This is a genomic window from Mucilaginibacter gotjawali, assembly GCF_002355435.1.
GTDB classification, from domain to species: Bacteria; Bacteroidota; Bacteroidia; order Sphingobacteriales; family Sphingobacteriaceae; genus Mucilaginibacter; species Mucilaginibacter gotjawali.
In genome coordinates, this window is sequence record NZ_AP017313.1 from 3,594,760 (window position 1) to 3,617,824 (window position 23,065).

At 43.1% G+C, this 23,065-nt stretch carries 17 protein-coding genes and 1 pseudogene; 2 read left to right on the plus strand and 16 right to left on the minus strand.

The features are described from left to right. Positions 1-108: 108 nt before the first annotated feature. A complete protein-coding gene (locus MgSA37_RS15945) occupies positions 109-1,959 on the minus strand; it encodes an outer membrane protein assembly factor BamB family protein (RefSeq protein WP_172885331.1) in 1,851 nt (616 codons plus the stop codon). Between the two features lie 35 nt (positions 1,960-1,994). Next, positions 1,995-2,279, minus strand: a pseudogene (locus MgSA37_RS29760) (hypothetical protein); the annotation flags it as partial. Positions 2,280-2,534: 255 nt separating this feature from the next. On the opposite strand from MgSA37_RS29760, the gene MgSA37_RS15950 reads away from it, so the two are divergent. Next, entirely contained in the window at positions 2,535-3,233 is a 699-nt protein-coding gene (locus tag MgSA37_RS15950; protein ID WP_096353285.1) for a hypothetical protein, read from the plus strand. A gap of 162 nt (positions 3,234-3,395) precedes the next feature. Here MgSA37_RS15950 and MgSA37_RS15955 read toward each other — a convergent pair whose 3' ends face one another. The 4 genes from MgSA37_RS15955 to MgSA37_RS15970 all read right to left on the minus strand — a co-directional run bounded on the left by MgSA37_RS15955 (position 3,396) and on the right by MgSA37_RS15970 (position 7,076). Continuing rightward, positions 3,396-3,890, minus strand: a complete 495-nt coding sequence (locus tag MgSA37_RS15955) for a hypothetical protein (RefSeq protein ID WP_157750595.1) — start codon at positions 3,888-3,890, stop codon at positions 3,396-3,398. A gap of 381 nt (positions 3,891-4,271) precedes the next feature. Continuing rightward, positions 4,272-4,988, minus strand: a complete 717-nt coding sequence (gene aqpZ / locus MgSA37_RS15960; RefSeq protein WP_096353288.1) for an aquaporin Z — start codon at positions 4,986-4,988, stop codon at positions 4,272-4,274. Between the two features lie 217 nt (positions 4,989-5,205). After that, positions 5,206-6,438 carry a hypothetical protein gene (locus MgSA37_RS15965; RefSeq protein WP_096353290.1) on the minus strand — a complete coding sequence of 411 codons (1,233 nt, stop codon included), beginning with the start codon at positions 6,436-6,438 and terminating at the stop codon, positions 5,206-5,208. Further along, positions 6,435-7,076: an RNA polymerase sigma factor gene (locus tag MgSA37_RS15970; protein WP_096353292.1), complete on the minus strand. Its 642-nt coding sequence runs from the start codon at positions 7,074-7,076 to the stop codon at positions 6,435-6,437. The genes MgSA37_RS15965 and MgSA37_RS15970 overlap by 4 nt, the downstream gene beginning before the upstream one ends. A gap of 124 nt (positions 7,077-7,200) precedes the next feature. On the opposite strand from MgSA37_RS15970, the gene MgSA37_RS15975 reads away from it, so the two are divergent. Then, the gene (locus tag MgSA37_RS15975) at positions 7,201-7,431 is read left to right on the plus strand and encodes a hypothetical protein (RefSeq protein WP_157750596.1); all 231 of its coding nucleotides are present in this window, start codon (positions 7,201-7,203) and stop codon (positions 7,429-7,431) included. 32 nt (positions 7,432-7,463) lie between these two features. On the opposite strand, the gene MgSA37_RS15980 is transcribed toward MgSA37_RS15975, so the two are convergent. From MgSA37_RS15980 to MgSA37_RS16025, 10 genes are all read right to left on the minus strand, one after another. Beyond that, on the minus strand, positions 7,464-8,765 hold the full coding sequence (locus MgSA37_RS15980; protein ID WP_096353295.1) for a sensor histidine kinase: 1,302 nt from the start codon (positions 8,763-8,765) through the stop codon (positions 7,464-7,466). Further along, entirely contained in the window at positions 8,749-10,122 is a 1,374-nt protein-coding gene (locus MgSA37_RS15985) for a sigma-54-dependent transcriptional regulator (RefSeq protein ID WP_096353297.1), read from the minus strand. Before MgSA37_RS15985 ends, MgSA37_RS15980 begins: the two co-directional genes overlap by 17 nt. A gap of 125 nt (positions 10,123-10,247) precedes the next feature. Then, the gene (locus MgSA37_RS15990; protein WP_096353299.1) at positions 10,248-11,432 is read right to left on the minus strand and encodes an ABC transporter permease; all 1,185 of its coding nucleotides are present in this window, start codon (positions 11,430-11,432) and stop codon (positions 10,248-10,250) included. A 24-nt stretch (positions 11,433-11,456) separates the two neighbouring features. Further along, positions 11,457-12,683, minus strand: a complete 1,227-nt coding sequence (locus MgSA37_RS15995) for an ABC transporter permease (RefSeq protein ID WP_096353300.1) — start codon at positions 12,681-12,683, stop codon at positions 11,457-11,459. Between the two features lie 24 nt (positions 12,684-12,707). Next, a complete protein-coding gene (locus tag MgSA37_RS16000) occupies positions 12,708-13,373 on the minus strand; it encodes an ABC transporter ATP-binding protein (protein WP_096353302.1) in 666 nt (221 codons plus the stop codon). A 40-nt stretch (positions 13,374-13,413) separates the two neighbouring features. Continuing rightward, a complete protein-coding gene (locus MgSA37_RS16005) occupies positions 13,414-14,868 on the minus strand; it encodes a TolC family protein (RefSeq protein WP_096353303.1) in 1,455 nt (484 codons plus the stop codon). Positions 14,869-14,967: 99 nt separating this feature from the next. Then, positions 14,968-16,212, minus strand: a complete 1,245-nt coding sequence (locus tag MgSA37_RS16010) for an efflux RND transporter periplasmic adaptor subunit (RefSeq protein WP_096353305.1) — start codon at positions 16,210-16,212, stop codon at positions 14,968-14,970. A gap of 218 nt (positions 16,213-16,430) precedes the next feature. Further along, positions 16,431-17,867 carry a phytoene desaturase family protein gene (locus MgSA37_RS16015; RefSeq protein ID WP_096353306.1) on the minus strand — a complete coding sequence of 479 codons (1,437 nt, stop codon included), beginning with the start codon at positions 17,865-17,867 and terminating at the stop codon, positions 16,431-16,433. Continuing rightward, positions 17,867-18,649 carry an NIPSNAP family protein gene (locus MgSA37_RS16020; RefSeq protein ID WP_096353308.1) on the minus strand — a complete coding sequence of 261 codons (783 nt, stop codon included), beginning with the start codon at positions 18,647-18,649 and terminating at the stop codon, positions 17,867-17,869. The genes MgSA37_RS16015 and MgSA37_RS16020 overlap by 1 nt, the downstream gene beginning before the upstream one ends. A 120-nt stretch (positions 18,650-18,769) precedes the next feature. Further along, positions 18,770-22,933, minus strand: coding sequence for a hybrid sensor histidine kinase/response regulator (locus tag MgSA37_RS16025; RefSeq protein ID WP_096353309.1), 4,164 nt, complete (start codon positions 22,931-22,933; stop codon positions 18,770-18,772). Between the last annotated feature and the right edge of the window lie 132 nt (positions 22,934-23,065).

Sequence of the window (23,065 nt, forward strand, 5' to 3'; positions counted from 1 at the left end):
GAAAGTCGGAAAAGTCCGATGGCCACTTTTTTACTCTATATGGAACTTTCGTTTTCACATAAATTTTGGTGCAAACTAATCTCTAATCTCCAGTCTCTAATCTCTACCTTACGGCAACGCAAAACAAACATAACTATCGCCTGATTTGCTGCCGATCTTGCCGCCGCCGCAGGCAATCACCACGTATTGTTTGCCACTAATAGCATAGGTTGCCGGGGTTGCGTAGCCTGCCGCCGGTAATTTGGCTTCCCAAACCTGCTTGCCCGTCTTTTTGTCAAAGGCCCTTATTTTTTCATCCTTTGTGGCGGCAACAAACACCAAACCGCCTTTTGTAACCAAAGGCCCGCCGTATAATTCGGTGCCGGTTTTGGGGATGCCTCTTTTTGTGAGTTCAGGATATTCGCCCAGGGGTACTTTCCATAATAGTTTGCCCGAGGTCAGATCGACGGCATCCAACGTACCCCACGGTGGTTTAATGCCCGGGTAGCCATTGGTATCCAAAAACCTTTTATAACCATTCATGGTATATGGAATATTATTCTGCGCGCTGGCAGAAACCGGTTCTTTTGAAATAATTTGCCTGTCAGAGGGTTTTTCAGGCAGATTTAAAATAAAGGCCAGTAATGCAGCCTTTTCAGCTGCCGGAATTTGCCTGAACGAAGGCATCATATTACGCCCGCTGGTAACCAGTTGGCTTACCTGCTGTTCATTATATTTTTTACCGATATTGACCAGTGATGGATAAGAACTGCCATTCCCTTTCAATTCGGGGCTATGACAGGTGATACAGTATTTATTGTAAATAGCATGGCCTATCCCCCGCAGGTTATGCGCATAATTATTCTTTGGCACATCGATCATTACCTGTGCCCAGGGCATTTCGGTATTGCTGATATACATGATCTTTGTTTCGGGGTCTACCGCCGCGCCGCCCCATTCGCCGCCGCCGTCAAACCCAGGAAAGATCCAGTCCCCATCCTTACTTGGCGGGGTAAACATAGTATTGTATTTTACCTTATTATATTTCTCCAGCATGATTTTATGCGTTTCGGGCGAAATATCCGTCACATCCTCCGGCCCGAAATGCTGGCGGGCAAAGGGCTGCGGCAAACTGGGTATGGGTTGTGTTGGCCATGGTTGTTCGCCCGGCAATGCGTTGGTGGGTACTGGTTTTTCCGTGATCGGGAATACAGGCTGCCCGTTCTTCCTGTCAAACATAAAAATAAAACCGTGTTTTGTGATCTGCGCCACGGCATCAATTGTTTTACCTTCGTGCCGTATGGTTACCAGGTTGGGGTTAGCCGGAAGATCACGATCCCACAGGTCATGGTGAATTACCTGGTAATGCCAGATATATTTACCTGTGGCGGCATCCAGCGCGATAAGGCAATTGGCGAAAAGATCAGTGCCTTTACGGTGCGCCCCGTAAAAGTCGCCGCCAACTGAACCTGTCGGAATGTAAACAATGCCACGTTCTTCGTCGAGCGCCATCCCGCCCCAGTTATTGGCGGCGCCCAGTTTCTTCCAGGCTGTGCTGTCGGGCCAGGTATTAAACCCATATTCTCCCGGGTGTGGAATGGTGTGAAAGATCCACCTGAGTTTGCCGGACATCACATCATAGGCCCGGATATGCCCAGGTGCTGCATCTTCTGATTCATCAACCCGCGCACCCATAATAATCAAATCTTTATAAATAACGCCCGGGGTAGTGCCCGAAACATAGGAATTGACTTTCCGGCCAAGGTCCTCGGTGAGGTCCAAATACCCCCCTTTGCCAAAACGTGTGATCGGCTGGCCGTTTTCCGCATCAATAGCAAAGGTTTTTTGCCCGACACTGTAAAAAAGGCGTTTATTATCGCCGTTTTTATCCTCCCAATAGGTAACTCCCCTGCAAACTTTATAATAGGCCATCGGGTCATTCTTTTTGAGGTATCCAGGCTGGCAGGGTCGAAAACCCATTTTTGTTCGCCTGTGGCGGCGTCCAAAGCAAATAACTTTAACTTCGGGCTGGTGCCATACAATATACCGTCAACCATTATTGGGTTGCACTGGTTCTGGCTGCGGTTTGCGCTGTCTTTGTCAGCTGAACTATAGGTCCATGCAACTTTAAGCCGACTTACATTCTGAAGTGTGATCTGATTGTTTGAGGAATACCTGTTGCCGTCTTTTGATCCGGCATAAGTGCTCCACCCGCTGTGCCCCGTCGATGAAATATGTTTTTTACAGGAATAAATAAGGCATAACGCCCCCAGGAAGGATAAATAAGTTTGGGTTCTCATAAATGAGTGTTTAGCATAACAGGGTTTACCCTATAAAACTAATCACAATCCATTGGAAATAAAAAAGAAAACCGGACTGAATTTATTATTATTATATAACTTTATCATAGTAAAAGCCAATTAATCAACCAAAACAATAAGCATTGACTGATAAAGTGCAGGTGCCCCCCTTTATTAACTGCTGTTATTCTCACTTGAACGTTGTAATCGAAAAAGGTCTATGTCCAATTAATTAGATAGTTAAATTTTACAAATATGAAAACAAACGATCAAACCGGGTTAAATCAACGCCGTACATTTTTAAAGCAATTTGCAACAAGCGCTGCAGTGTTAAGTACAGGGATGCTTTCTGCACCTTTTAGTTTGGCGGCCGAAGGTATGTCTGCACAGGATATTTCAGATGCAGATGAATGGTTTAAACAGGTAAAGGGGAAACATAGGATAGTATTTGACGTTACAAAACCTAACAGCATACTTCCTTTCGCATGGCCGCGGGTATTTTTACTCACCAACCAAAAGACAGGCTCATCTGAAAGTGAATGCGGCGTAGTGGTGATCTTGCGGCATGACGCTATTCCTTATGCTTTTGGGCACCAACTTTGGGAAAAGTATAAATTTGGCGAGTCATTTAAGATCAATAACGATGCAACAAAAGCTCCCGCTACACAAAATCCGTTCTGGGAGCCGAAAGCAGGAACTTTCAAGGTGCCGGGAGTGGGCGAAGTACAGATCGGGATAAACGAGTTACAATCAAGCGGCGTTATGTTTTGTGCCTGTGATGTAGCCATAACGGTACACACCGCAGTGATAGCAGAAGCTACCAAACAGGATGCTGCAGCAATAAAACAGGAATGGCTGGCCAATTTGTTACCAGGCGTGCAAGTAGTTCCCTCCGGCATTTGGGCCGTTGGCCGGGCACAGGAACACGGATGCACTTATTGCTTTGCAGGTTGAAAATAAATTAAAGCCAAACAAATCGGAACCCCGACACACTTTACTATTTCTAACTAATTTTATTTCCGGGGCTGTTTGGTGTGTACATTCCGGCCGCTGGCTTTTTCATAAACCGCCGGGTAATGGGAACATATAAAAATCCTGATAAAGCTTCTTGAGGGCCTATTTTGTAACCCCATACTTCTTTAAAATTGCGCTCTCATAACCAGGAAGGACAGCCATTATTCTCTTACTCTCATAAGCTGAAAATGAGGCGAACTTAAAGGCTTCGGCAGGGTATGCCTGGAAATTTTTCTTTAAATTATCAATCTGGGGTTGTAATTCCTTTATTTTATCCTGGTATTTTTTTTCTATGGCGTTCCTTTCCTGCGAGTCAAGCTTTGATGTATCTGCGGCCAGCGCTTTCATTTCATCCAGGTAAACTGTTATACATTCATCATACAGCGTACATACTTTTTTTTCATCAGCATCCGTAATATTTAAGGAGTCGATAACCGAATTGCTTTTTTTTGCGTTAGCGGTTACCGAACCGCTTGCTGCCGGCGACGCTGCAGTTGAACTGGCTGTTGAGCCTGAGCTGGCTTTTCCTTTGCATGCTGCAATAAAAATACAAATGACTATTGCCACACAAAGTTTAAGATTGATTTGTGCTTTCATGTTTTTTGATTTGTGTTTGTTAATTATACGATTAAATATCTTTAACTGATTGCCCGCACACACCGGAAATATTGTGCGGACAAACGATCCTATCATGATTAAAAACGGCCGGAAAAACCCTTTTATAAAAATAACGATGCATTTATGTTGATGCAAATTACAACTGTAAATCAAACTGTTACATCAATTTCAATAAGCATCAATCAAATATAAAATAAAAAATCTGCAATAGTCAATAGGATATTTTCCTTGTTTTAAAACAGGGCCGGCATCAATTTAGCGTGTTTGCATATAAGCAGCATGAAGCAAAAAGCCCCAGGCGTATAAGCAGGGGCTAAACACGGTATAACCGGAAATATTTATTTTATTAAACAAAAAAGATCATTTCTCTTCAAAGGCCACTTTATAAAACACAGCTGCTACTATCCCGCCAAGTATGGGCGCGACAATGAAGAGCCATAACTGGCCGAGCGCGTTGCCACCGGCAAATACGGCCGGACCCAGACTTCTGGCAGGATTCACCGAAGTCCCGGTGATGGGTATTAATACCAGGTGAATTAAAGTAAGAGATAAACCAATCGCCAGACCAGCCATTGCTGGATTTGCGCGTTTGGCCGTAGTTCCGAATATTATTAAAAGAAACAGGAAGGTAAAAACAGCTTCGCCTATAAATGCCGATTGTGTTGAATAATGGCCAAGATAATTAGCGCCCCAGCCATTGGCGCCAAGGGCATATTCGCCCATAGCAAAAGAAGCACGGCCTGAAGCCAGCAAATACAATACGCCCGATGCGGCAATGGCCCCGATACACTGGAAGATAACGTAACCAATTGTATCTTTAAAAGACAGCTTACCTGCTACCAGCATTGAAATAGAAATGGCAGGATTAATGTGACAGCCTGAAATTGGCCCGATAGTATACGCCATAACAACAACGCTTAGGCCAAAGGCAAGGGAAATACCCAATAACCCCACCCCAGATGGCGGAATATCAGTTGAATTAGCGCCCGCGATAACTGCTGCACCGCAGCCAAAAAGTACGAGACAGAATGTGCCGATCAGTTCGGCCAGATACTTTGTAAGTGGTTTGGTTTCCATAATTAATTGAGAATTAAGGTTAAAAATTAATTAAATATATATAACTATCTGCGATAAAAGGCAACCTTATTCCAAATAAAATACTGACTAAACATTGTGATAAAGTAGTTTGCTTTTGAATTATGGTTTTTAACAAGAAATAAAAAAAAACACTAAATACCTGACAATCAGCGGCAGCTATTGATAAAACAAGTGATAGTATATGAATATCCTTTTTTTATGGTTTTTGCAATGGATTTAAATTCCAGGTGACACCGATAGCGACACCGGTTGATTGCAGGTGCACCTGGCTGTAGCCTAAATTACCGAGCGGCAGTTTTAAATAAGGCTGTACACTAATACCAAACTTTGAATTCACCTGGTGCTCGTAGGTTGCATTAAGATTAAGTACTCCAAAAAAATATTTATGGATACCCGGTACCGTGTAATTTGAAGGCCCGGTTTCATAAGTACCTGCATAGTTAAACTTATAACTTTCGTGCAGCATGATATAAGAGGACAGGCCGGTGCCTATTGAAACCTGGTTTTGATGCTTGTTGTAAACCTGGTAACCTATATTTAGCGGAATATCCAGCATACGGCAATCAGCAACTACATTTAAGGGCGTAACCGGGAATTGGTAAGGTGTATGATAATTACCAAACCCGGTTAAATAGGGCTTTACGGAATAGATAGCACCCGTACTGATGGTTAATTTTTTTGATACCCCCGCTGAAAAAAGGAGTCCGACATTGGTACCTAATTTACTTTGCTGAAAGCCGCCCACCCCATTCAGGTCGGGGGCAGCCAGCACACTGAGTGCAAATTGAGGGCGATAGGATTGCTTAATCTGAGTTTTAACAGGTTTATTTTGGGGTTTCGATACTGTTCCGGTATCAGTTTTAACAGTAATGTTTGAGGCCGTCAATTCATTAGTTTGCGGCTTGCTTAAAGCCGGGGATTTTTTTTCAGCAATGGCTTGTTTATTTGGTTGCGGATATACCTTGCTGTTATTTGACGAAGTATCAGCACTTACAATAGTTGGCCCCGACATCGTTTTGACCGGCAAGATTGATATCGACTTACGGCCGCCTTTTTCACCTTTTGTTGTGATGGCAACAAAACTTTCAATACCCGGTGCTTTTTTTAATTGAGCAGGCCGCGGTTGACTGGGGGTGGCGGCGATGGCTTTATTTGTTTTTGGTCGCTCCTTTACAAGGTTAGCAACTGATGATTGGTTGCTTTTTTGTTCAGTGCGCTGTTGCCGTAACATCCACCAGCCGAAAAATAATAACAACAATGCCGCCACGCCGCTTAAAACCGGCATCCAATAAACGATTACACGTTTTTTCTTTGGTTTGTCCAGCATTTGTTCCAGCGCGCTCCAATCCTGTTCCTGGTAAGCGGCCGGCTCAACCGGGTCCTCCAGTTTGCGTTTAAACAGATCGTCTAATTCATTGTCCTTATTCATTTTTTAAAACCTTTATTTAAAAACATGCGCAATGCATCATCCATTTTAATGAATGTGATGTGCGTATAATCCATGCCGCTGTTATAATTGGCGCTATTGGCGCGGCTGTCTGATTGCAGGATCATGTCTTTGAGTTTTTGCCTTGCCTTATACAAATTTGATTTTGAGGTACCCGTACTGATATGCAGCATTGCGGCGATCTCCTCATGCGAATAGCCTTCTATCGCAAAAAGATTGAAAACAGTGCGATAGGCGTGTGGTAAAGCCTGCACCATTTTTAACAGGTCCTCATAATTAAGATTCCTGTCGGGTAATTCTCCATCGCTCAGTTCGGCAGCCTGGTCGAGATCTTCATTAAAGGCCAGCTTGAGTTTGGAGCGGTAGAAATCGATGGAGGTATTGATCATGATCCGGCCAAGCCATGCCTTAAACGGGAGCGCATCATTAAATTTACCGATCTTGCTAAACACTTTGAAAAAACCCAGGTTCGTTACTTCGGCAGCTTCATCCCTGTTACCGGCATAACGCAGGCATATACCCATAGCAAAGCCATAAAACGCCTTGTACAATTCTTTTTGGCATTTCCTGTCCTGTTTAATACAGCCTTTTATTAGTTCCTGTAAGTCTCCTTCTCCCATTTGGGTGGCTTTTCTTTACCCGTTTAATTTGCTGCTCTTGCTATCCCGTCAATAAAATTACTAAAATTAATTTTAATCAACCGGCATTAGCAATTGATGAGTCGATGTCGTTTAATTAAGCGGGATGCCTGTTCTTTCCAATCGTTTATTTCACCAGGTCAGCAAAAGTTCTATGCAGATGTGGGCATGGCGTTCATTTTGTAGCGTTGCGCTACAAGTGCTACAAGCGCTGAAAAAAAACGATAAAAAACTGATTATCAATAATTTAAATATTGAAAAAAATATCACTGAGAAAATCTTGTCAGCAGTTTTTCACGCTTCGCTCCTGCCGGATATCCCGTTCAGCAAACGATGATGGGTTAAAATCCGCTTGACAAAAAGAGAATATTAATTAAAAATTATGCTGAATTCGGTTTGATGTTCGGCAACTGTCTTTAAAGAGAAATCAAAATTATGGTTGATCAGTATTTCGCGCACCAGGGTAAGCCCAATGCCCTGCCCGTCTTTTTTGGTGCTGAAAAATGGCGAAAAAAGATCGGAGGCATGTTGCCCGTCAATACCTGCGCCGGTATCGGCAATTACCAGGCTTCTATTGGCAGGCAAGCTGATAAAGCTTATTTTCCCTTTTTCGTTGATGGCCTCAATGGCATTTTTCACAATATTGATCAGTACCTGCTCCATTTGCTGTGCGTCGGCATTGATCATAAAGGGACCCTCGGTCAGCCGGAATTCAAATTCAACCAGCTTCTCCCCTGCTTTAATTGCCATTAGCCGTGTAACGGAACCGATAAGCTGATGAAGATCAAGGGGCTTTTTGTTGGCAGCGGGCAGTTTTACCAGGTCGGCAAAGCCGCGCATAAAATGATTCAGATTTTGATTGCGGTCTATCGCCACCTGTAAAGCGTCTTTTAATGTATCGTTCTTATTGCCCTCCCAAAGCTGGTGGGTTTTTAATGTTGATTGCATTATAGAATTGACCGGCCCAATGGTATTATTCACTTCGTGCGCCATCATCCTGATCACCTTGCCATAAACATTCTTTTCGGCGGCCAGTATTTCAGTAGTCAGGTCTTCAATCATGATAAAATGCCTTGAGAAACCTCTGTCGATAAAATGCGATTTCTGGAGTTTATAGGTATTGATGCCATCGGGCTTAACTACCATCGCTTCGCCGGAGTTTAAGCGTTTTATTTGCAGCAGTAAGGGGTGCCTTAATTTATCCACAGGATACTTTAAAACATCGTCGGCACTAACACCGATGATCTGTAGGGCTTTGGGGTTAATCTGCTGTACATTATCATCATAATCAAGTATAATGATTCCGGTTGGGGACGTGAAAATGAGTTTTTCGAGAAAAAAATGCTGCTGTTCCTGCCGGGTTCGCTCGGTGCGCAATTCATCCATCATCTGGTTATACACTTCAATCAGCTGATCCATTTCGTGCTTGCCGGTAGAAAGGAATTTCACATTAAAATCGCGGTCCTTAATTGCTTCTACCCCCTGCATTAATGTTTTTAGAGGGCGCAGCAATTGTAGATATAATTGCCAGGCGATGATCACCGAAATGATGATAAATACTTCGGAAATGATAAAGTAGATCCTGTTTTGCGCAAAGATAAACCACGACAGCGTAAGGGCTACCAGGTGAAGGATAACAACAAACAGGATATATTTAGTCCTCAGCTTCATCGTAAGGGATTTGGTATTTATCCAGGCGCCTGTAAAGGGCGCTGCGGGTAAGCCCCAAAGATACAGCCGCTTTTGATATTTTGTTTTTGTGATATTCCATTGCCCGTTTAATCATTTCAACCTCCACTTCCTCCAGCGTTAATGTGCCGATACCCGGCAACTGCATATTGCCTTTTTTTACGGGCGAAAGTTCAAATTGCGAGCGGAAATCTTCAGCGGTAAGCTCGTCGTTTTTACTGACAAGTATTGTTCTTTCCACCAGGTTTTTTAATTGGCGGATATTGCCGGGAAGCGGCAATTGCTGCAGCCATTTGATGGCAGCAGGTGCTACCGAAAGTCTCGGACGGTTATAGATCTCTTTTAAATTATCTATAAAAAAATTCACCAGCAGCGGGATGTCCTTTGGCCGGTCGCGCAGGGCGGGCAAATAAATGGTAATGAGGTTGATGCGGTATAACAGGTCCTCCCTGAAGGTGGACCTGTTTACCATATCATTCAGGTTTTTATTTGTGGCGCAAACTACCCGAACATCCACCGTTTTGGTGCGGCTGTTGCCTAAAACCTCGTAGGTCCTGTCCTGCAATACCCTTAGTAACTTTACCTGGCTGCTGCCGTCAAGGTCGCCTATCTCATCCAAAAAAATAGTTCCCTTATTGGCCAGTTCAAAACGGCCGGCCCTGTCAAAACGGGCATCGGTAAACGCCCCCCGCACATGGCCAAACATTTCGCTTTCAAACAGGGAGGTAGAAATACCCCCCAGGTTTACTTTAACAAAGGGTTTACTTTTGCGGAGGCTGTTTTGGTGGATAGCTTCGGCAATCAGTTCTTTTCCGGTACCGCTCTCGCCCATGATCAGGACTGAAGCGTCGGTAGTTGCTACCCGGCCAATCGTCTCCAGGATCTCCAGCATTTTCGCATCCTCGCCAATGATATGCTGAAAATTATACGTTTTATCCAACTGTTTACGCGTATGATGGGCTGCTTTTTTGCCGCGCAGGTCGAGCATTGTCTTGACGGACTGTAACAAATGATCGTTGTTCCATGGTTTATTGATAAAATCATTGGCGCCTGCTTTCATGCCCTGCACGGCCAGTTCGATACTTGCCCAGCCCGTTATCAGGATAATAGGGATCTGCGCATTGATCTGCCTGATCTTGCCCAGGATCTCCATCCCTTCTTTACCGGAGGTATCATTAGAGAAATTCAGGTCGAGGATGATGAGTTCAGGTTCATCTTTTTTGATAAACCTGATGGCCTCTGCCGGTGTCATACAATCCGCAGCGTCATAACCCTCGCCTTTTAATAACAAAAGCAGGGATGTTCTTACAGCGATATCGTCATCAATGATCAGTATCATAATTTATACAAGTATAAGCAAATGCTGTACCGTCTGAACCACGGATTGAACTGATTTACTTTATTAACCTGATTTAAAATCTGTGAAATGAATAAAATCAGTTCAATCAGCGGTTCAAACAATTTTTATTCCTCGTGCAGGGCCACCGCCGGGTAAATGGCTGCCGCCTGCTTGCCGGGATATAAAGAACAAACTAAAACCAGCAAATAAATAAATATTATGGATAAAATAATTGCCGTAATGTAAATCCCGGCCTGCAGGTTAAATACATTCAGCAAGGGAAACTGTACTGCAAAAAATGTCCCGACAATTAAAGATAACGTGGCGACAAGCATTGATTCAGAAACCAGCTGGCCTGAAACCGATTTGCCGGTAGCGCCTATGGCCCGGCGCAAACCAATTTCGCCACGCCTTTTGTTGATGTTGTACCACAGCACACCAAATAACCCTAATGCTACATTAATTATGAGAAAACAGCTTACGATGGACAACACTATAATTGGAACAACACTGAAATAGTTTGTACTTGTCCGTTTATTAGTGAGATGTTCTATTTCAATATCCGAGTTTTTCATATAATTGGCCAGTGTTTTATACAGATGGCCCTCGAACGCGGCATCAGCATCCGGGGTTACTTTTATCATAATCTTTCCAAATCCATGGAATGAGCCGGTATCAGCCCTTTGGTACTGACCATATCCTGACGGTAAATAGTCGCCTTTTATTTTAACGCCTTGTATCACACCTATAACTCTCATTTTATTTTTATCGGCATCATCACCAATTAGTTTACCAACGGCAGGTTCGTTTCCAAAAATCTCTTCCTTTAATTCATCGTTTATAACGATTGGTTTATTTTTGGCAACAGCATCGCCTTTGTTAAACCAGCGCCCTTCTATAATTTTCAGGTTCAATGTTTTGTCATAGCTATCCTCTACGGCGAATTCATTAATATGGTCTATTTTTTTGCCCTTAACTGTCATTCCGCCCTGCCAGGTATTTTGCGAAAACGGCACATTATCACTGCAAAAACTTAGTTCGCTTACCTGGGGCATGGCTTTTAAAGTTTGCCGCAGGGTTTCGTAATACGTATTGAGCGAATCCGTGCTTTTGGTTGCGTAGGCATTGTTATAATTTACAACCCACACGTTTTCATAATCCAGTCCCATGGGTTTCTTATAATTGTTATAATAGTACGCCATCAGGGTAAATACCGCGAATATGACCAGGAAAGAGATCAATATCTCGGACATTAATAAAAAGTTTTGTTTCTTCTTATTCCAGATCAGTTTAAATAAATGCTTGAACATAATATTTTTATTTTAAAGATTAGTTTATTGAGCCTTTAAGGCCGTTACCACATTCAGTTTTGACATGCGCCAGGCCGGATAAACACCTGATATCAGCCCAAACACCAAACAGATAATCAAACCGATAAACAATACCATCAAATTAACAGACAGCACCAAATTAGGGATCAGGTTTGCATTGTTTAAAATCTGTATGGCGATAAAAGCCAGCACTATGCCTATAATACCACCAAGGAGTGTGAGGATAATATTCTCGACAATAAACTGATAAACCAATGTTTTTGACGACGCCCCGAAGGCTTTTCGCACGCCGATCTCCGACGAACGCTCCATAATGCGGGTGATGTTGATGTTTACCAGGTTTAAGGTGGGCAATAGCATAAACAAAAACACAAATGTGCCCAAAACGGTGATGACAAGTATCACTCCTGACTGGTCTTCCCTGCCGGTATCAACATAGCTGGCAAGGTAAGAGTTGGCATGGCTGTACATAACACTGATTCCTTTGGTTGTTATCGGTATCCGTTTTACGAGCTGCTCATATTCATCGTGCATTTTCTGCACATCGGCGGAGGAATTGGCCAATAAGATAGCGCTATAGCCACCTCCGTATCCCTTATCTTTATAATCGGTTTTTGATACGGTATAGGGCAGGTAAATCTGGCTATAGGTCATATAGCTGGTAATGGGGATATCTTTAACAACGCCTATTACCCGGTATTTTACGTTATCAGCTTCAATAAATTTACCGACTACTGATGCAACGTCTCCAAAATATGCCTTTTTTATATCTTCGGATATTACCGCAACTTTCTCGGCATTGTCAACCTGCTGCTTGGTAAAAGCCTTCCCTTCTAAAAAATCATATTCCAGTATATCCCAATAATTTGCATCGGTATATTTATAGTCGACGGCTATCTTTTTATTATTAACATAGGTGTTTGTGCCGCCAAAACCTGAAAATATGGTCATTTTAACAGGCGTTTTCATGCTGCCGGCATAGTGGCTCAAAAAATAATAGGATAGAGCTCCGGACATACTCATGTCTTTTCCCTTTTGTTCCAAACGGTTAATATATAAGGAGCGGTCGCGCTTTCTGTCGGGATAATTATCGCCCACTACTTTATCAATAAAGGCGGTTAAAACCAATAAAATGGTGAGCGTAAAGCTGATGCCAAACAGGCTGATGAAAGTAAAAAACTTTCTCCTCCGCAATACCGCTATGGCTATTTTAAAATAATTTTTAAGCATAATTTTAATTTTTAAGCTGATGAATTATTGAACCTGTGATCCGTCGAATAAGCGAATCAGCCTGTGTGTTTTGTGCGCCATGTTTTCATCGTGCGTTACCATTACGATAGTGGTGCCGTCGTTTTGATTTAACTGCATCAGGATGTCCATAATTTCGTTGCCCATGGCGCTGTCAAGGTTACCGGTAGGCTCATCGGCAAGGATGATCTCGGGGCGACCCACTATCGCTCTTGCAATGGCTACCCGCTGCTTTTGGCCGCCTGATAGCTGGTTGGGGAAGTGTTTCATGCGGTTTGCCAGGCCCACTTTTGCCAGCGCCTCTGATGCCAGGGCTTTTCTTTCTTTGGCTGTGCTGTTGCGGTATAAAAGCGGCAGTTCCACATTATCCAGCACCTGCAAATCATTAATGAGGTGGTAGCTTTGAAATATGAACCCAAGCTTCTGGTTCCTGAAATTTGCCAACTGTTTGTCCGATAAATTTTCGGTTTTCTGATCGCCGATCTTGATCTGCCCTTTGGACGGTGCATCCAGCAGCCCCATTATATTGAGCAAAGTACTTTTCCCACAGCCCGAAGGGCCCATAATGGAAAGGAACTCTCCTTTAGCGACATCGAGGCTAATGCTGCTTAATGCCAGCGTTTCAACCGTGCTGGTGCGGTAAACTTTTTCTATGTTTTGTAATTGTATCATCGTTTTAATTATTGAATTAGTGATTTAGTGAGTTGTTAAATTATTTATAGGTGATCTTTTCATTTTTTTCAAAGTCGAACAGCGACAGGTACCTTAGTTGATAATAAGCGCTCCAGAAATCCCGTAACGATTGTACGTAATCCCTTTGTGCCTGGTCGTTTTCAGTGAAGGCAATGCTCAGGTCAGTGATACTCAGGTCGCCTAAAACATACCTGTCGCGGGCTATCTTATATTTTTCGGAGGCGATGCTGTCTGCTTCGGCGGTTAAGGCCAGTTGTTCCCTCATCACATTAAATAAGGACACCTGGGTAACTATTTGCTGTTTAAAGGTCTGTTTGTCCTGCTCTACAGAGTATTCAGTAAGCTGCTGGTTAGCTTCGGCAGTTTTAATTTTAGCTTTTGACCTTCCCCAATCCAATACCGGTATAGAAAATGTCAACTCAAGCAATTGCTGCGTTTGCGGCGACCGGTATACGCCAGGGATAGTGGTTGCCGAATTGGATGTACCCAGGTTTGCAGTTAACGAAGCGGTTAAACCTGTTTGCCCGTGCGCTATCGCTACATCCCGTTTCGCTTCGGCTATGCGCCTTATAAAGGCAATCGCATCCGAGCGGTTTGCAAAAGCCTCTGCCAAAACCCTGTCGCTGGTTACGGTCATCTGGCTGATGAATTGCGGGGCGACGAGTACAATTTTATCGTTACCCTCCTGGCCAATATAACTCCGCAGGTTAAGGGTAGCAATTTCAACATCACGCCTGGCGGTGCCTGCTGCCTTTTTGGCGTTCAGTTGCTCTAATTGTAACTGCAAGATCTCGTTTTTGGATACTTTCCCTAACTGAAACTTCAGGTTGGCAATTTTTAAGATCTTTTGGGTGTTGGCTAAATTATTTTCGGCAGTTTGCAGGTTTACCTGTGCCAGCAGCAGGTCGAAAAAATAGCCGGTTACTGTAATGGAGATCTGCTCCTGCGCCTCTAGGTAAGCCTGTTTGCTTTCTTTATATAATAAAGGCTGAATCTTTTTGTCCCACTTCAGGCTGTTAAACTGGCCCAATGGCTGGCTGAAGCCGATGGCATAAGGCGTCCCATTATATAAAATATTGTGGCGGTCGAAATCGTCAAAACGCTGCATCTGGGTCATCCCGTAAATGGTGGCGCCGGTGGCGGTGATACTCTGGCTAAAATTTAAAGTTAATGCTGAATTATCATAGTGGATCGACTGAAACAGGATCGAGCCATCCGGCTGAATAACAGGCGTGCTGGTTTTACTGTAGCCGGGCAAATTTCCGCTTAAGGATAACTGTGGCTGGTAATTCGATTTATAGGTTCTCCATTGCCAGTACTTTGTCTCTTTGGTAGTGGCAGCTTGTTTTGCGGCAATTGAGTTACCTTTTGCCATTTCAACAACATCCGTAAGTGTAAGCCTTAGGGTATCGCTGCCGCTGCAAAACGCCCGGGTGCTGATGGTTAATAATAATATGATATATAGATATTTCATTGTTATTTTGTCTGAACTATGATTTATAGGATTAAAAGATTTTAGGATTTTGGTGTGTAAACAACTTAGTCAACCTAATCCAACTTAATCAACCACTCACTAATTAATAACTACTTCTTTTGAATTTTTAAACTCGCTCATATCTGATGTGATCACCACGTCGCCGGGTTTAACGCCATCTTTAATTTCAACATTGTCGAAATTAGTGAGGCCGATATGTACCGTTCGTTTTTGAGCGATCCCGTTATTGAGCACAAAAATGTCCTGCAAGTTTGATCCTTTGAATGCGGCGCCGTTTGATACCATCATTACATGGTTATGGGTAGCAGTAACTAGGTAAACATCCACTTTCATATTTGGGCGAAGCACCGCGCTATTGCGCTCATCCAGTTGGATATCGAAAGTGATGATGCTGTTTTGGATAGATGGTGACACATTTGCCACGTGCCCTTTTAACTGTGTATCATTGATCAGCACAATTACAGGGATACCATTATGGACCTCGTTCATTGCGTTATCTGAAATACTTCCCTGCACTTTAAAGCTGCTCAAATCGGCTATCCTTGCCAATGATTCGCCTTCTTTTATATTCTGACCAATATTTTTGTTTACATAGGTGACCACACCGGCGCGGGTAGCTACAATATTCGCCAGATCCAGTTTATGCTGCAGGGCATTTAAATCACTCCTCAAAACATCTGCAGCCAACTGTGCCTCCTTGATCTCGATCTGCATGGTCTGCTGCTTGTTTTTGATCTCGTTTTCAATCTGTTTCTTTTCCAGCTGGGCGACTTTTAGGTTTAACTCCGCTTGTTCTATCCCTTCGCGTGTGCCGCCTCCGGCGCTAAACAGGCGTTTGGCATTTTCCACCGCATCGGTCAGATCGCTGATGTGCAACTGTTTGATATCGTTATTTGATTTGATATCGAAAAAGCTTTTGTTCAAATCAAGCTTTAGCTTTTCAATTTCGTTTTGTTTGGATTCCAGTTGAAACTTCTGTTTATCGAAATCATTTTGAGCCGCTGATTTGTCGAGGGTAAGGATAGACTGGCCTGCCTTAACCTTATTACCTGCATCCATAATTACATTTTTGATGGAGGCATTTATCGGGCTGGTTAAAATCTCTTCAAACTCGGGCAATACCTCGCCGGTGGCGTTGATGGTATTGTCGATGTTGCCTACCTTTACAACAGCGGAGGTGATGTCTGACCTTTTTACCGATGATTTAAAGATCACCCGCACTAACCATATCGCAGCAACCAATACCGCGATGCTGATTATGGCAATTGTGATCCCTTTTTTCCTGTTCTGAATCGTAACTTCCTGTGTTATTTCCTTATCCATAGTACCTTGTATAGCATAGTTATACGCAATAGGTGTACCAAAATTAAAATATTAAAAATCAATACTTTATCATTTTTAGTTTTCAAAAAAGTGATCGATATCGGACAAAAAAACCGTAAATGGACAAAATGTCTGAACTCGAATTTTTCGGATTAACGAATTATCGGAATTTTACGTTTGTTTAATTCTATGAATTCCTCAATTCGAAAAATTCGAGTTCAGACAATATCGAAGACATCCTTTAGCGCGCGTTTTGCAGCGTGATAGCCACACATGCCATGCACACCACCGCCGGGTGGCGTGGATGAGGAACAGATATAGATGCCTTTTGCGGATGTTTTATAGGGCGACCAACGCAGTGCGGGGCGGGTAAATAATTGGCCGAGGTCGATTATGCCGCCGTTGATGTCACCGCCGATGTAGTTGGGGTTGTACGCTTCCATTTGGGCGGTGTTAAAGATATGCCGTGCAAGTATTCTTTCTCTGAAGCCCGGGGCAAAACGCTCCACCTGTTTTTCAATGGCTTCCGTCATGTCTGTTTTGGAACCATTGGGCACATGGCAATAGGCCCATGCGGTATGTTTGCCTTTTGGCGCCCGCGTTGGGTCAAATAAGGAGGATTGGGTGAGCAGTACGAAAGGTTTTTCAACCGTTCGGCCTTCTGAGCACTGTTGTTCGGTTGCCGCAATTTCTTCAAAAGTATTGCCGAGATGGATGGTTCCCGCTTCGCGGCAGCCGGCAGTCGTGAAAGGAATTGGCGCATCCAGCGCCCAGTCGATCTTGAAAACCCCCATACCATACCTGTACCGTTCCAATTGCCATTTGTAAACAGCCGAAAACTTATGGCCGGCAATCTGCAACAACTGCTTCGGCGTAACATCAAACAATACAGCATGAGCTGATGGCAGTTGCTCCATTGAACTCACACAAAAATTCGTTTCAATTTTTCCGCCTAACGAAAGGAAATAGGCGGCAAGGGCATTGGCGATGCTTACCGAACCACCTCTAGGTACCGGCCACCCTTTTAAATGCGCCTGGGCCATTAATACAAGCGCCACGGCCGAGGTGGCTGCATTGGTTAAGGGCTGTATAGAATGTGCGGCCATCCCTCCGATTAAAGCCCGAGCTTCCCTGGTTTCAAAACGTTTTATTAAATGCGCAGCGGATGTTAATGCTGTCAAGCCAAAGCGGGCCATCGCCAGCGGATGTTTGGGGTAGTGCAAAGGCCCCAGAACATCAGGGGCTATTGCGGGCCAGTCATTAACTACTGGTTGCATCAACTTTTTATAGGCTTGTTCATCGGCGCCAAGTAAACCTGCCGTTTCTTCTATTGAGTTTTTTATTATAGCTGCCTTCCCGTTATCAAATGGATGAGCTGCTGCTATTGGCGGGAAAATATATTCCAGGCCATGTTTATCAAGCGGCAGGGTTTCAAAAAAAGGCGATGCCACCGCAAGCGGGTGAATTGCCGAACAAATATCATGGATATAACCAGGCAGGGTAAGTTCGGCAGAGCGGAGTCCGCCGCCGATAGTTTCTTTCCCTTCGATCAATAAAACAGAAAGGCCCTTTTGCTGCATTAGTATGGCCGCCGCAAGCCCATTTGGGCCGGAACCTACCACTATGGCATCAAAATCGCGTTTCTCCAAAGTCATTAAAAATCAGAATATGCGGTTGGATGCAGGAAGATGATATCCGCTTTTGATACATTATGCTGGTATTGCGGAAGCGCCACCAAAGTCTTCCACTCCGGATCGTTCGAAAATGTATCCCAATGTTTATCCCTGTCAGCTTTACTGTTAAAGGTGGTCATGTACATCAGGTTGGGCATATGGCTCCCTGCCAGCACTTCCGCATAAAAAACAGCGTTAAAACCCAGTCTTTTAAACAGCGCTACCTCATTACCATCATTAAACATTTTAACTTTGTTTAAATTAAAAGCCTCGGACGGGCTTTCATAGCTGCGCAGCTCATAAACACGGTCTGATTTTCCCGCAGAAAGCTGAGGTACTGCCGGTGCAACCATTTTAGGGAAGGCCTTTAAAACTATTGTTTCCAACCGTGTATAAGGCTCATCATTGTATGGTGCATTGATATAATCTTTCCCATCAATAAAGTACTGCGAATCGGCCGATAATTTATCGGTAAGGCTTTCCAACTGTTTCCATGTGCGGAACGGGATCAAAACATAGACCCTTTTGTCGGCCGTATCGCCGGCAAGCGGCTTAAAAACACCCACATTTTTTATACCCATCCGATGCAATGCGGGAAGGAATGCGTTCTGGAGATAATAATCAAGGCGATCTTCCTGGGCCTGTGTTTTCAGGTGGTAGATCTTAAGCTGGTAATAGTATTTTGGCGCTGCATCAGCTTTAAAACAGAAAAAGATCGCGGAAAGCAGGAGTAAGAAACGAATAGTTGATTTAATATTGGTCATTATAAAAAGAATTAAAAATACTGGGTGAAATTAACTTTTTCCTTTAATAATAAGTACCCGTTTGTGCGGGTTAAAGCCTGGTTGTAGTATAATTGTTGCAGTACCGGCCCGTTCCGGGCGCTATTTGTTATTTATATGTTTGCCCCAGCGTTCTAAAACATCCATAATATCGGTAATCTTCATGGGTTTGCTCAAATAGTCATCCATTCCCGATTTCAGGCACAATTCTTTATCTTCAGGCATAGCGTTAGCGGTCATCGCGATAATTACGGGCTGGTACTCCATATTTTCGCGTATAAACCGGGTTGCCTCCAGCCCATCCATTTCGGGCATTTGCACGTCCATTAATACGATATCGTATTTTTTGGCCGCCATAGCGTTTAATGCATCATGCCCGTTTACTGCAATATCCGGCTTATAGCCCATTTTCATTAATATCCGCGATGCCAGTTTCTGATTTATAACATTATCCTCGGCAATTAAAATATTCATTGGATACTGTTTGGCAAAGTCTTCTGAAAACTGCTGTATCGCAGGGTCAGGTTCACTCACAACGCTTCCTTTTTCTTTTAACTGATCCACAATATGCTTGTACAATACCTGTTGCCGCGCGGGTTTTGTCAGGATGCTGTTAAATAAGTGTGATTCGCTCCTGCTTTGTTCGTTCCCCATTGAACTTAGCAGGATAATCGGCAGCTCAGGGCGCATTTCTCTAACTTTCCGGGCAAGCTGAACGCCATCCATCACAGGCATATTCATATCAGAAATAACCAGGTCAACCGTTTTATTTAAAGAAAGGATCTTCAATGCCTGGTCGCCGGATTCGGCCATAACAGGCTTAAACTTCCACTGCGCCAATTGTATTTCAAGAATTTCCCTGTTGGTTGCATTGTCATCAACAATCAAAATATGTTTGCCTTTTAACCGGTCGAGGTTCATATAAACATAGTTGCGCTGCACATTTTGCCCTGCCTTTGATTTTATGGTGAATGAAAATGTCGTCCCAACACCCACTTCGCTCACCACCCCTATTTCGCCCCCCATCAATTTAACTAATTTTTCGCTGATGGCCAGCCCCAATCCTGTACCGCCATATTTTCGTGTTGTACTTGAATCGACCTGGGAAAAAGCTTTAAATAATTTATTTAATTTATCTGCAGGTATACCAATCCCGGTGTCGCGGATGTCAAATTTTAATACCAAATCTTCATTTTCCTGTCCGGCAACTTTAACACTTATAAAAACCTCCCCCTTGCTGGTAAACTTCATTGCATTGTTTACCAGGTTTATCAGCACCTGCCGTAATCTTATCGGGTCACCGCTTATTTGCGAGGGCACATTATGATCAATCTGGTATACCAGGTCTATTTGTGATGCTTTTTCAGCAAAAATATCCAATACCCCTTCAACACAGTCCCTCAAATCAAAATCCTGCTCTTCCAATTCCATACTGCCCGATTCAATTTTTGAAAAATCAAGCACATCATTTATCACCCTTAACAAAGCATCGCCACTGTTTTTGATAGTTTCGGTATACTCCTGTTGTTCTTCGGTAAGCCTGGTACTCGACAATAAAGCAGCCATACCAATAACGCCGTTCATCGGCGTACGGATCTCGTGACTCATCATTGCCAGGAAAATGCTTTTTGCTTTATTCGCGTTTTCGGCTTCCTCGCGCGCTTTCTCGGCTGCCTGGCGCGACTCCCGTTCACCAATCGTCATTTCCTCAAGGCTTGCAGTCCTCTCCTCCACCAATTTTTCAAGTATCAGCTTTTGGTTTTTTATCGCTTGTATGCGGATCTTAAAAACGGCGTATACCCCTGTTATTATCGCCAGGATCACTAATGAGATGAACCACCAGGTTAACCAAAACGGGGGAACAATGATTATTTGAAGGCCCGACGAAACGGGCGACCATGAGCCGGAACTATTTTGATATTTTATTTTAAAGGTATAGGTTCCTGGCGGGATATTGGTGTAGGAGGCCGTGTTCCGGCTGCCGACATAGTTCCAGTCTTTATCAAAAGGTTCCAGGATATAGGCGTAATTCTTTTTGTTTGATGAGGTAAAATCGAGTGCGGCGTATTCAAATGAAATTACTGATTGCTCGTAAGATAAGGTGAGTGACCTGGTATCCGAAATATCTTTTTTTAAGGGTGAAGGGTCATTATCATTTTTTGCGATTTCGACCGGTTTATTGAACAACTGAAACCCCGTAATAATTAACGGGGAAAATCCCGCTGGCCTTAGTACCCTGCCGGGTGCAAACGAATTAAAGCCATTTACCCCGCCAAAATACAAAGTTCCATCATGCGTTTTTAATGCTGAGTGCGGTTTAAACTCATCCCCCTGTATACCGTCCTCTGTTGTAAAGTTTTTAAAGGACTTAGTAGTGGGGTCGTACCTGGATAGGCCACTATTGGTACTTACCCATAGCTTGCCGTTGTTATCTTCCTTAATTGCATAAATAATATCACTCGGCAAGCCGCTTAGTTTATTATAAACGGTAAAATGCTTTGTAACGGGATCAAATAAATCCAATCCCGAAAGTGTACAAAGCCATAATTGTCCTTTGCTGTCTTCAAAAATATCAGTAATACCATTATTACTGATACTATTCTTTTTTTCATCGTGTTGAAAACGGGTAAAAATACCTGTCTTCCTGTCTAAAAGATCAAGGCCTGCATCAGAGGTTCCTATCCATAGATTTCCTTTTTTATCTTCAAAAATGGCATATATATAATCGCTGCTGATACTTTTAGGGTCATTTACGTTTAGCCTGTAATGTTTAAAAATCTTTGTCTTTTTATCATAACTATTTAATCCGCCCCCAAAAGCGCTCATCCACATGGTATTATCGCGGGTGTGCATCAAATAATAAACATTGTTCCCGCTTAAACTTTGAGGGTTTAAAGGATCTCTGTTAAAATAACTGAAGGTGTTTTTTGAAGGGTTAAATACAGTTACCCCGTTCCCCCATGTGCCCATCCATATATCGCCGTCAGCGTCCTGGTCGAGGGCCAGCACATAATTGCCCGAAATGCCTTGTTTTCCGGCCGATTGCCTGTAACTCTTAAAAGTTCCGGTCCCCGGATTAAATTTATTCAATCCGCCTCCATCCGTTCCAACCCAAATATTCTGTGCTTTGTCCTCTAAAAACGCAAGTACAAAATTGTTTGACAAACTGGCCGGCGACGAGTTATGCCTGTATAGCGAAAAGCTTTCGGTAGATTTTTTAAAAACGTTAAGCCCGCCGCTGAATGCGCCTAACCACATATTGCCCGTTCTGTCTTTGCATATAGCATAAATGGAGTTTCCGTTAATGCTGTAATTATCAATTTCGTCGTGCAGGTAATTATGAAAAGTATAGTTTTTTTCATTCAGAACAGAAAGTCCTCCATTTTCTGTCCCAATCCATAAATTCCCATCATCATCTTTATTCAGGCTATAGATGGTATTACTGGAAAGGCTGTTCGCCGATTTTTCGTCGTGCTTAAAACGCCTGAAAGTTCTTTTTTTGACATCAAACAGATAAAGCCCGTCATCCTGCGTTCCTACCCACAGCTGGCCCTTTCTATTTTCCAGTATACAAATGGCATTATTTCCCGAGATCGCCTTATTAACAGGGTCTTTATATGGAAATTTTGAAAAAGTATTATTTTCATCGTTGTAAAGACATAGCCCGTTTGTTGAAGTTCCTATCCACAAATTACGTTGGGAATCTTCAAATACAGTCCGGATATTATTATCACTGATACTTTTTGCATCCCGGTCTGAATGTATATGGTGCTCAAATGTTTTCTTTTTCAGATCAAGGCGATCCAATCCGCCGGTTTGCGTGGCCACCCATAGGTAGCCCTTATGGTCAAATGCCAGCCTGTTGATAATATTGCTTGAAATACTATTTGGATTATGGTCATCATGCATGTACCTGGTAAATCTGCCGGTATTCCGCTCGTACATATTCAACCCGCTTTGGGTAGCAATCCAGATATTGCCATCAGGGGCCTCAACTAGATCAGTAATCATGTTATTACTGATGGAACCATCATTCATTGAATCATAGCGATAGATAATGAATTTATAACCATCGTAGCGGTTTAATCCATTCCGGCTTCCAATCCACATAAAGCCGCGGCTATCCTGTATAATGCAATTTACATTAACCTGCGACAACCCTTCCGCTGTTCCGATATGTTCAAACTCCAGGTTTTTATTTTGCGAATAGCAAGCCCCGGCAATAAAAAAAAAGATGACCGAAAACAGATACTTATAAGTATTCACTTTAATAAACGAGGTTCAATTGGCAGCGACACAGTTAGCGTTAAAAGCAAAAGCCGTGTAAAGATTATGCTAATTTAAAAGATTATTTTATATTTAGGTTAATAAAATCACCTATAAATACTATATTTTTAA

Excerpts from the sequence above, each read along its gene's own strand:
- MgSA37_RS15945 (WP_172885331.1), bottom strand. The coding sequence starts at position 1,959 with ATGGGTTTTCGACCCTGCCAGCCTGGATACCTCAAAAAGAATGACCCG.
- MgSA37_RS15950 (WP_096353285.1), top strand. The coding sequence starts at position 2,535 with ATGAAAACAAACGATCAAACCGGGTTAAATCAACGCCGTACATTTTTA.
- MgSA37_RS15955 (WP_157750595.1), bottom strand. The coding sequence starts at position 3,890 with ATGAAAGCACAAATCAATCTTAAACTTTGTGTGGCAATAGTCATTTGT.
- aqpZ (WP_096353288.1), bottom strand. The coding sequence starts at position 4,988 with ATGGAAACCAAACCACTTACAAAGTATCTGGCCGAACTGATCGGCACA.
- MgSA37_RS15965 (WP_096353290.1), bottom strand. The coding sequence starts at position 6,438 with ATGAATAAGGACAATGAATTAGACGATCTGTTTAAACGCAAACTGGAG.
- MgSA37_RS15970 (WP_096353292.1), bottom strand. The coding sequence starts at position 7,076 with ATGGGAGAAGGAGACTTACAGGAACTAATAAAAGGCTGTATTAAACAG.
- MgSA37_RS15975 (WP_157750596.1), top strand. The coding sequence starts at position 7,201 with ATGCCTGTTCTTTCCAATCGTTTATTTCACCAGGTCAGCAAAAGTTCT.
- MgSA37_RS15980 (WP_096353295.1), bottom strand. The coding sequence starts at position 8,765 with ATGAAGCTGAGGACTAAATATATCCTGTTTGTTGTTATCCTTCACCTG.
- MgSA37_RS15985 (WP_096353297.1), bottom strand. The coding sequence starts at position 10,122 with ATGATACTGATCATTGATGACGATATCGCTGTAAGAACATCCCTGCTT.
- MgSA37_RS15990 (WP_096353299.1), bottom strand. The coding sequence starts at position 11,432 with ATGTTCAAGCATTTATTTAAACTGATCTGGAATAAGAAGAAACAAAAC.
- MgSA37_RS15995 (WP_096353300.1), bottom strand. The coding sequence starts at position 12,683 with ATGCTTAAAAATTATTTTAAAATAGCCATAGCGGTATTGCGGAGGAGA.
- MgSA37_RS16000 (WP_096353302.1), bottom strand. The coding sequence starts at position 13,373 with ATGATACAATTACAAAACATAGAAAAAGTTTACCGCACCAGCACGGTT.
- MgSA37_RS16005 (WP_096353303.1), bottom strand. The coding sequence starts at position 14,868 with ATGAAATATCTATATATCATATTATTATTAACCATCAGCACCCGGGCG.
- MgSA37_RS16010 (WP_096353305.1), bottom strand. The coding sequence starts at position 16,212 with ATGGATAAGGAAATAACACAGGAAGTTACGATTCAGAACAGGAAAAAA.
- MgSA37_RS16015 (WP_096353306.1), bottom strand. The coding sequence starts at position 17,867 with ATGACTTTGGAGAAACGCGATTTTGATGCCATAGTGGTAGGTTCCGGC.
- MgSA37_RS16020 (WP_096353308.1), bottom strand. The coding sequence starts at position 18,649 with ATGACCAATATTAAATCAACTATTCGTTTCTTACTCCTGCTTTCCGCG.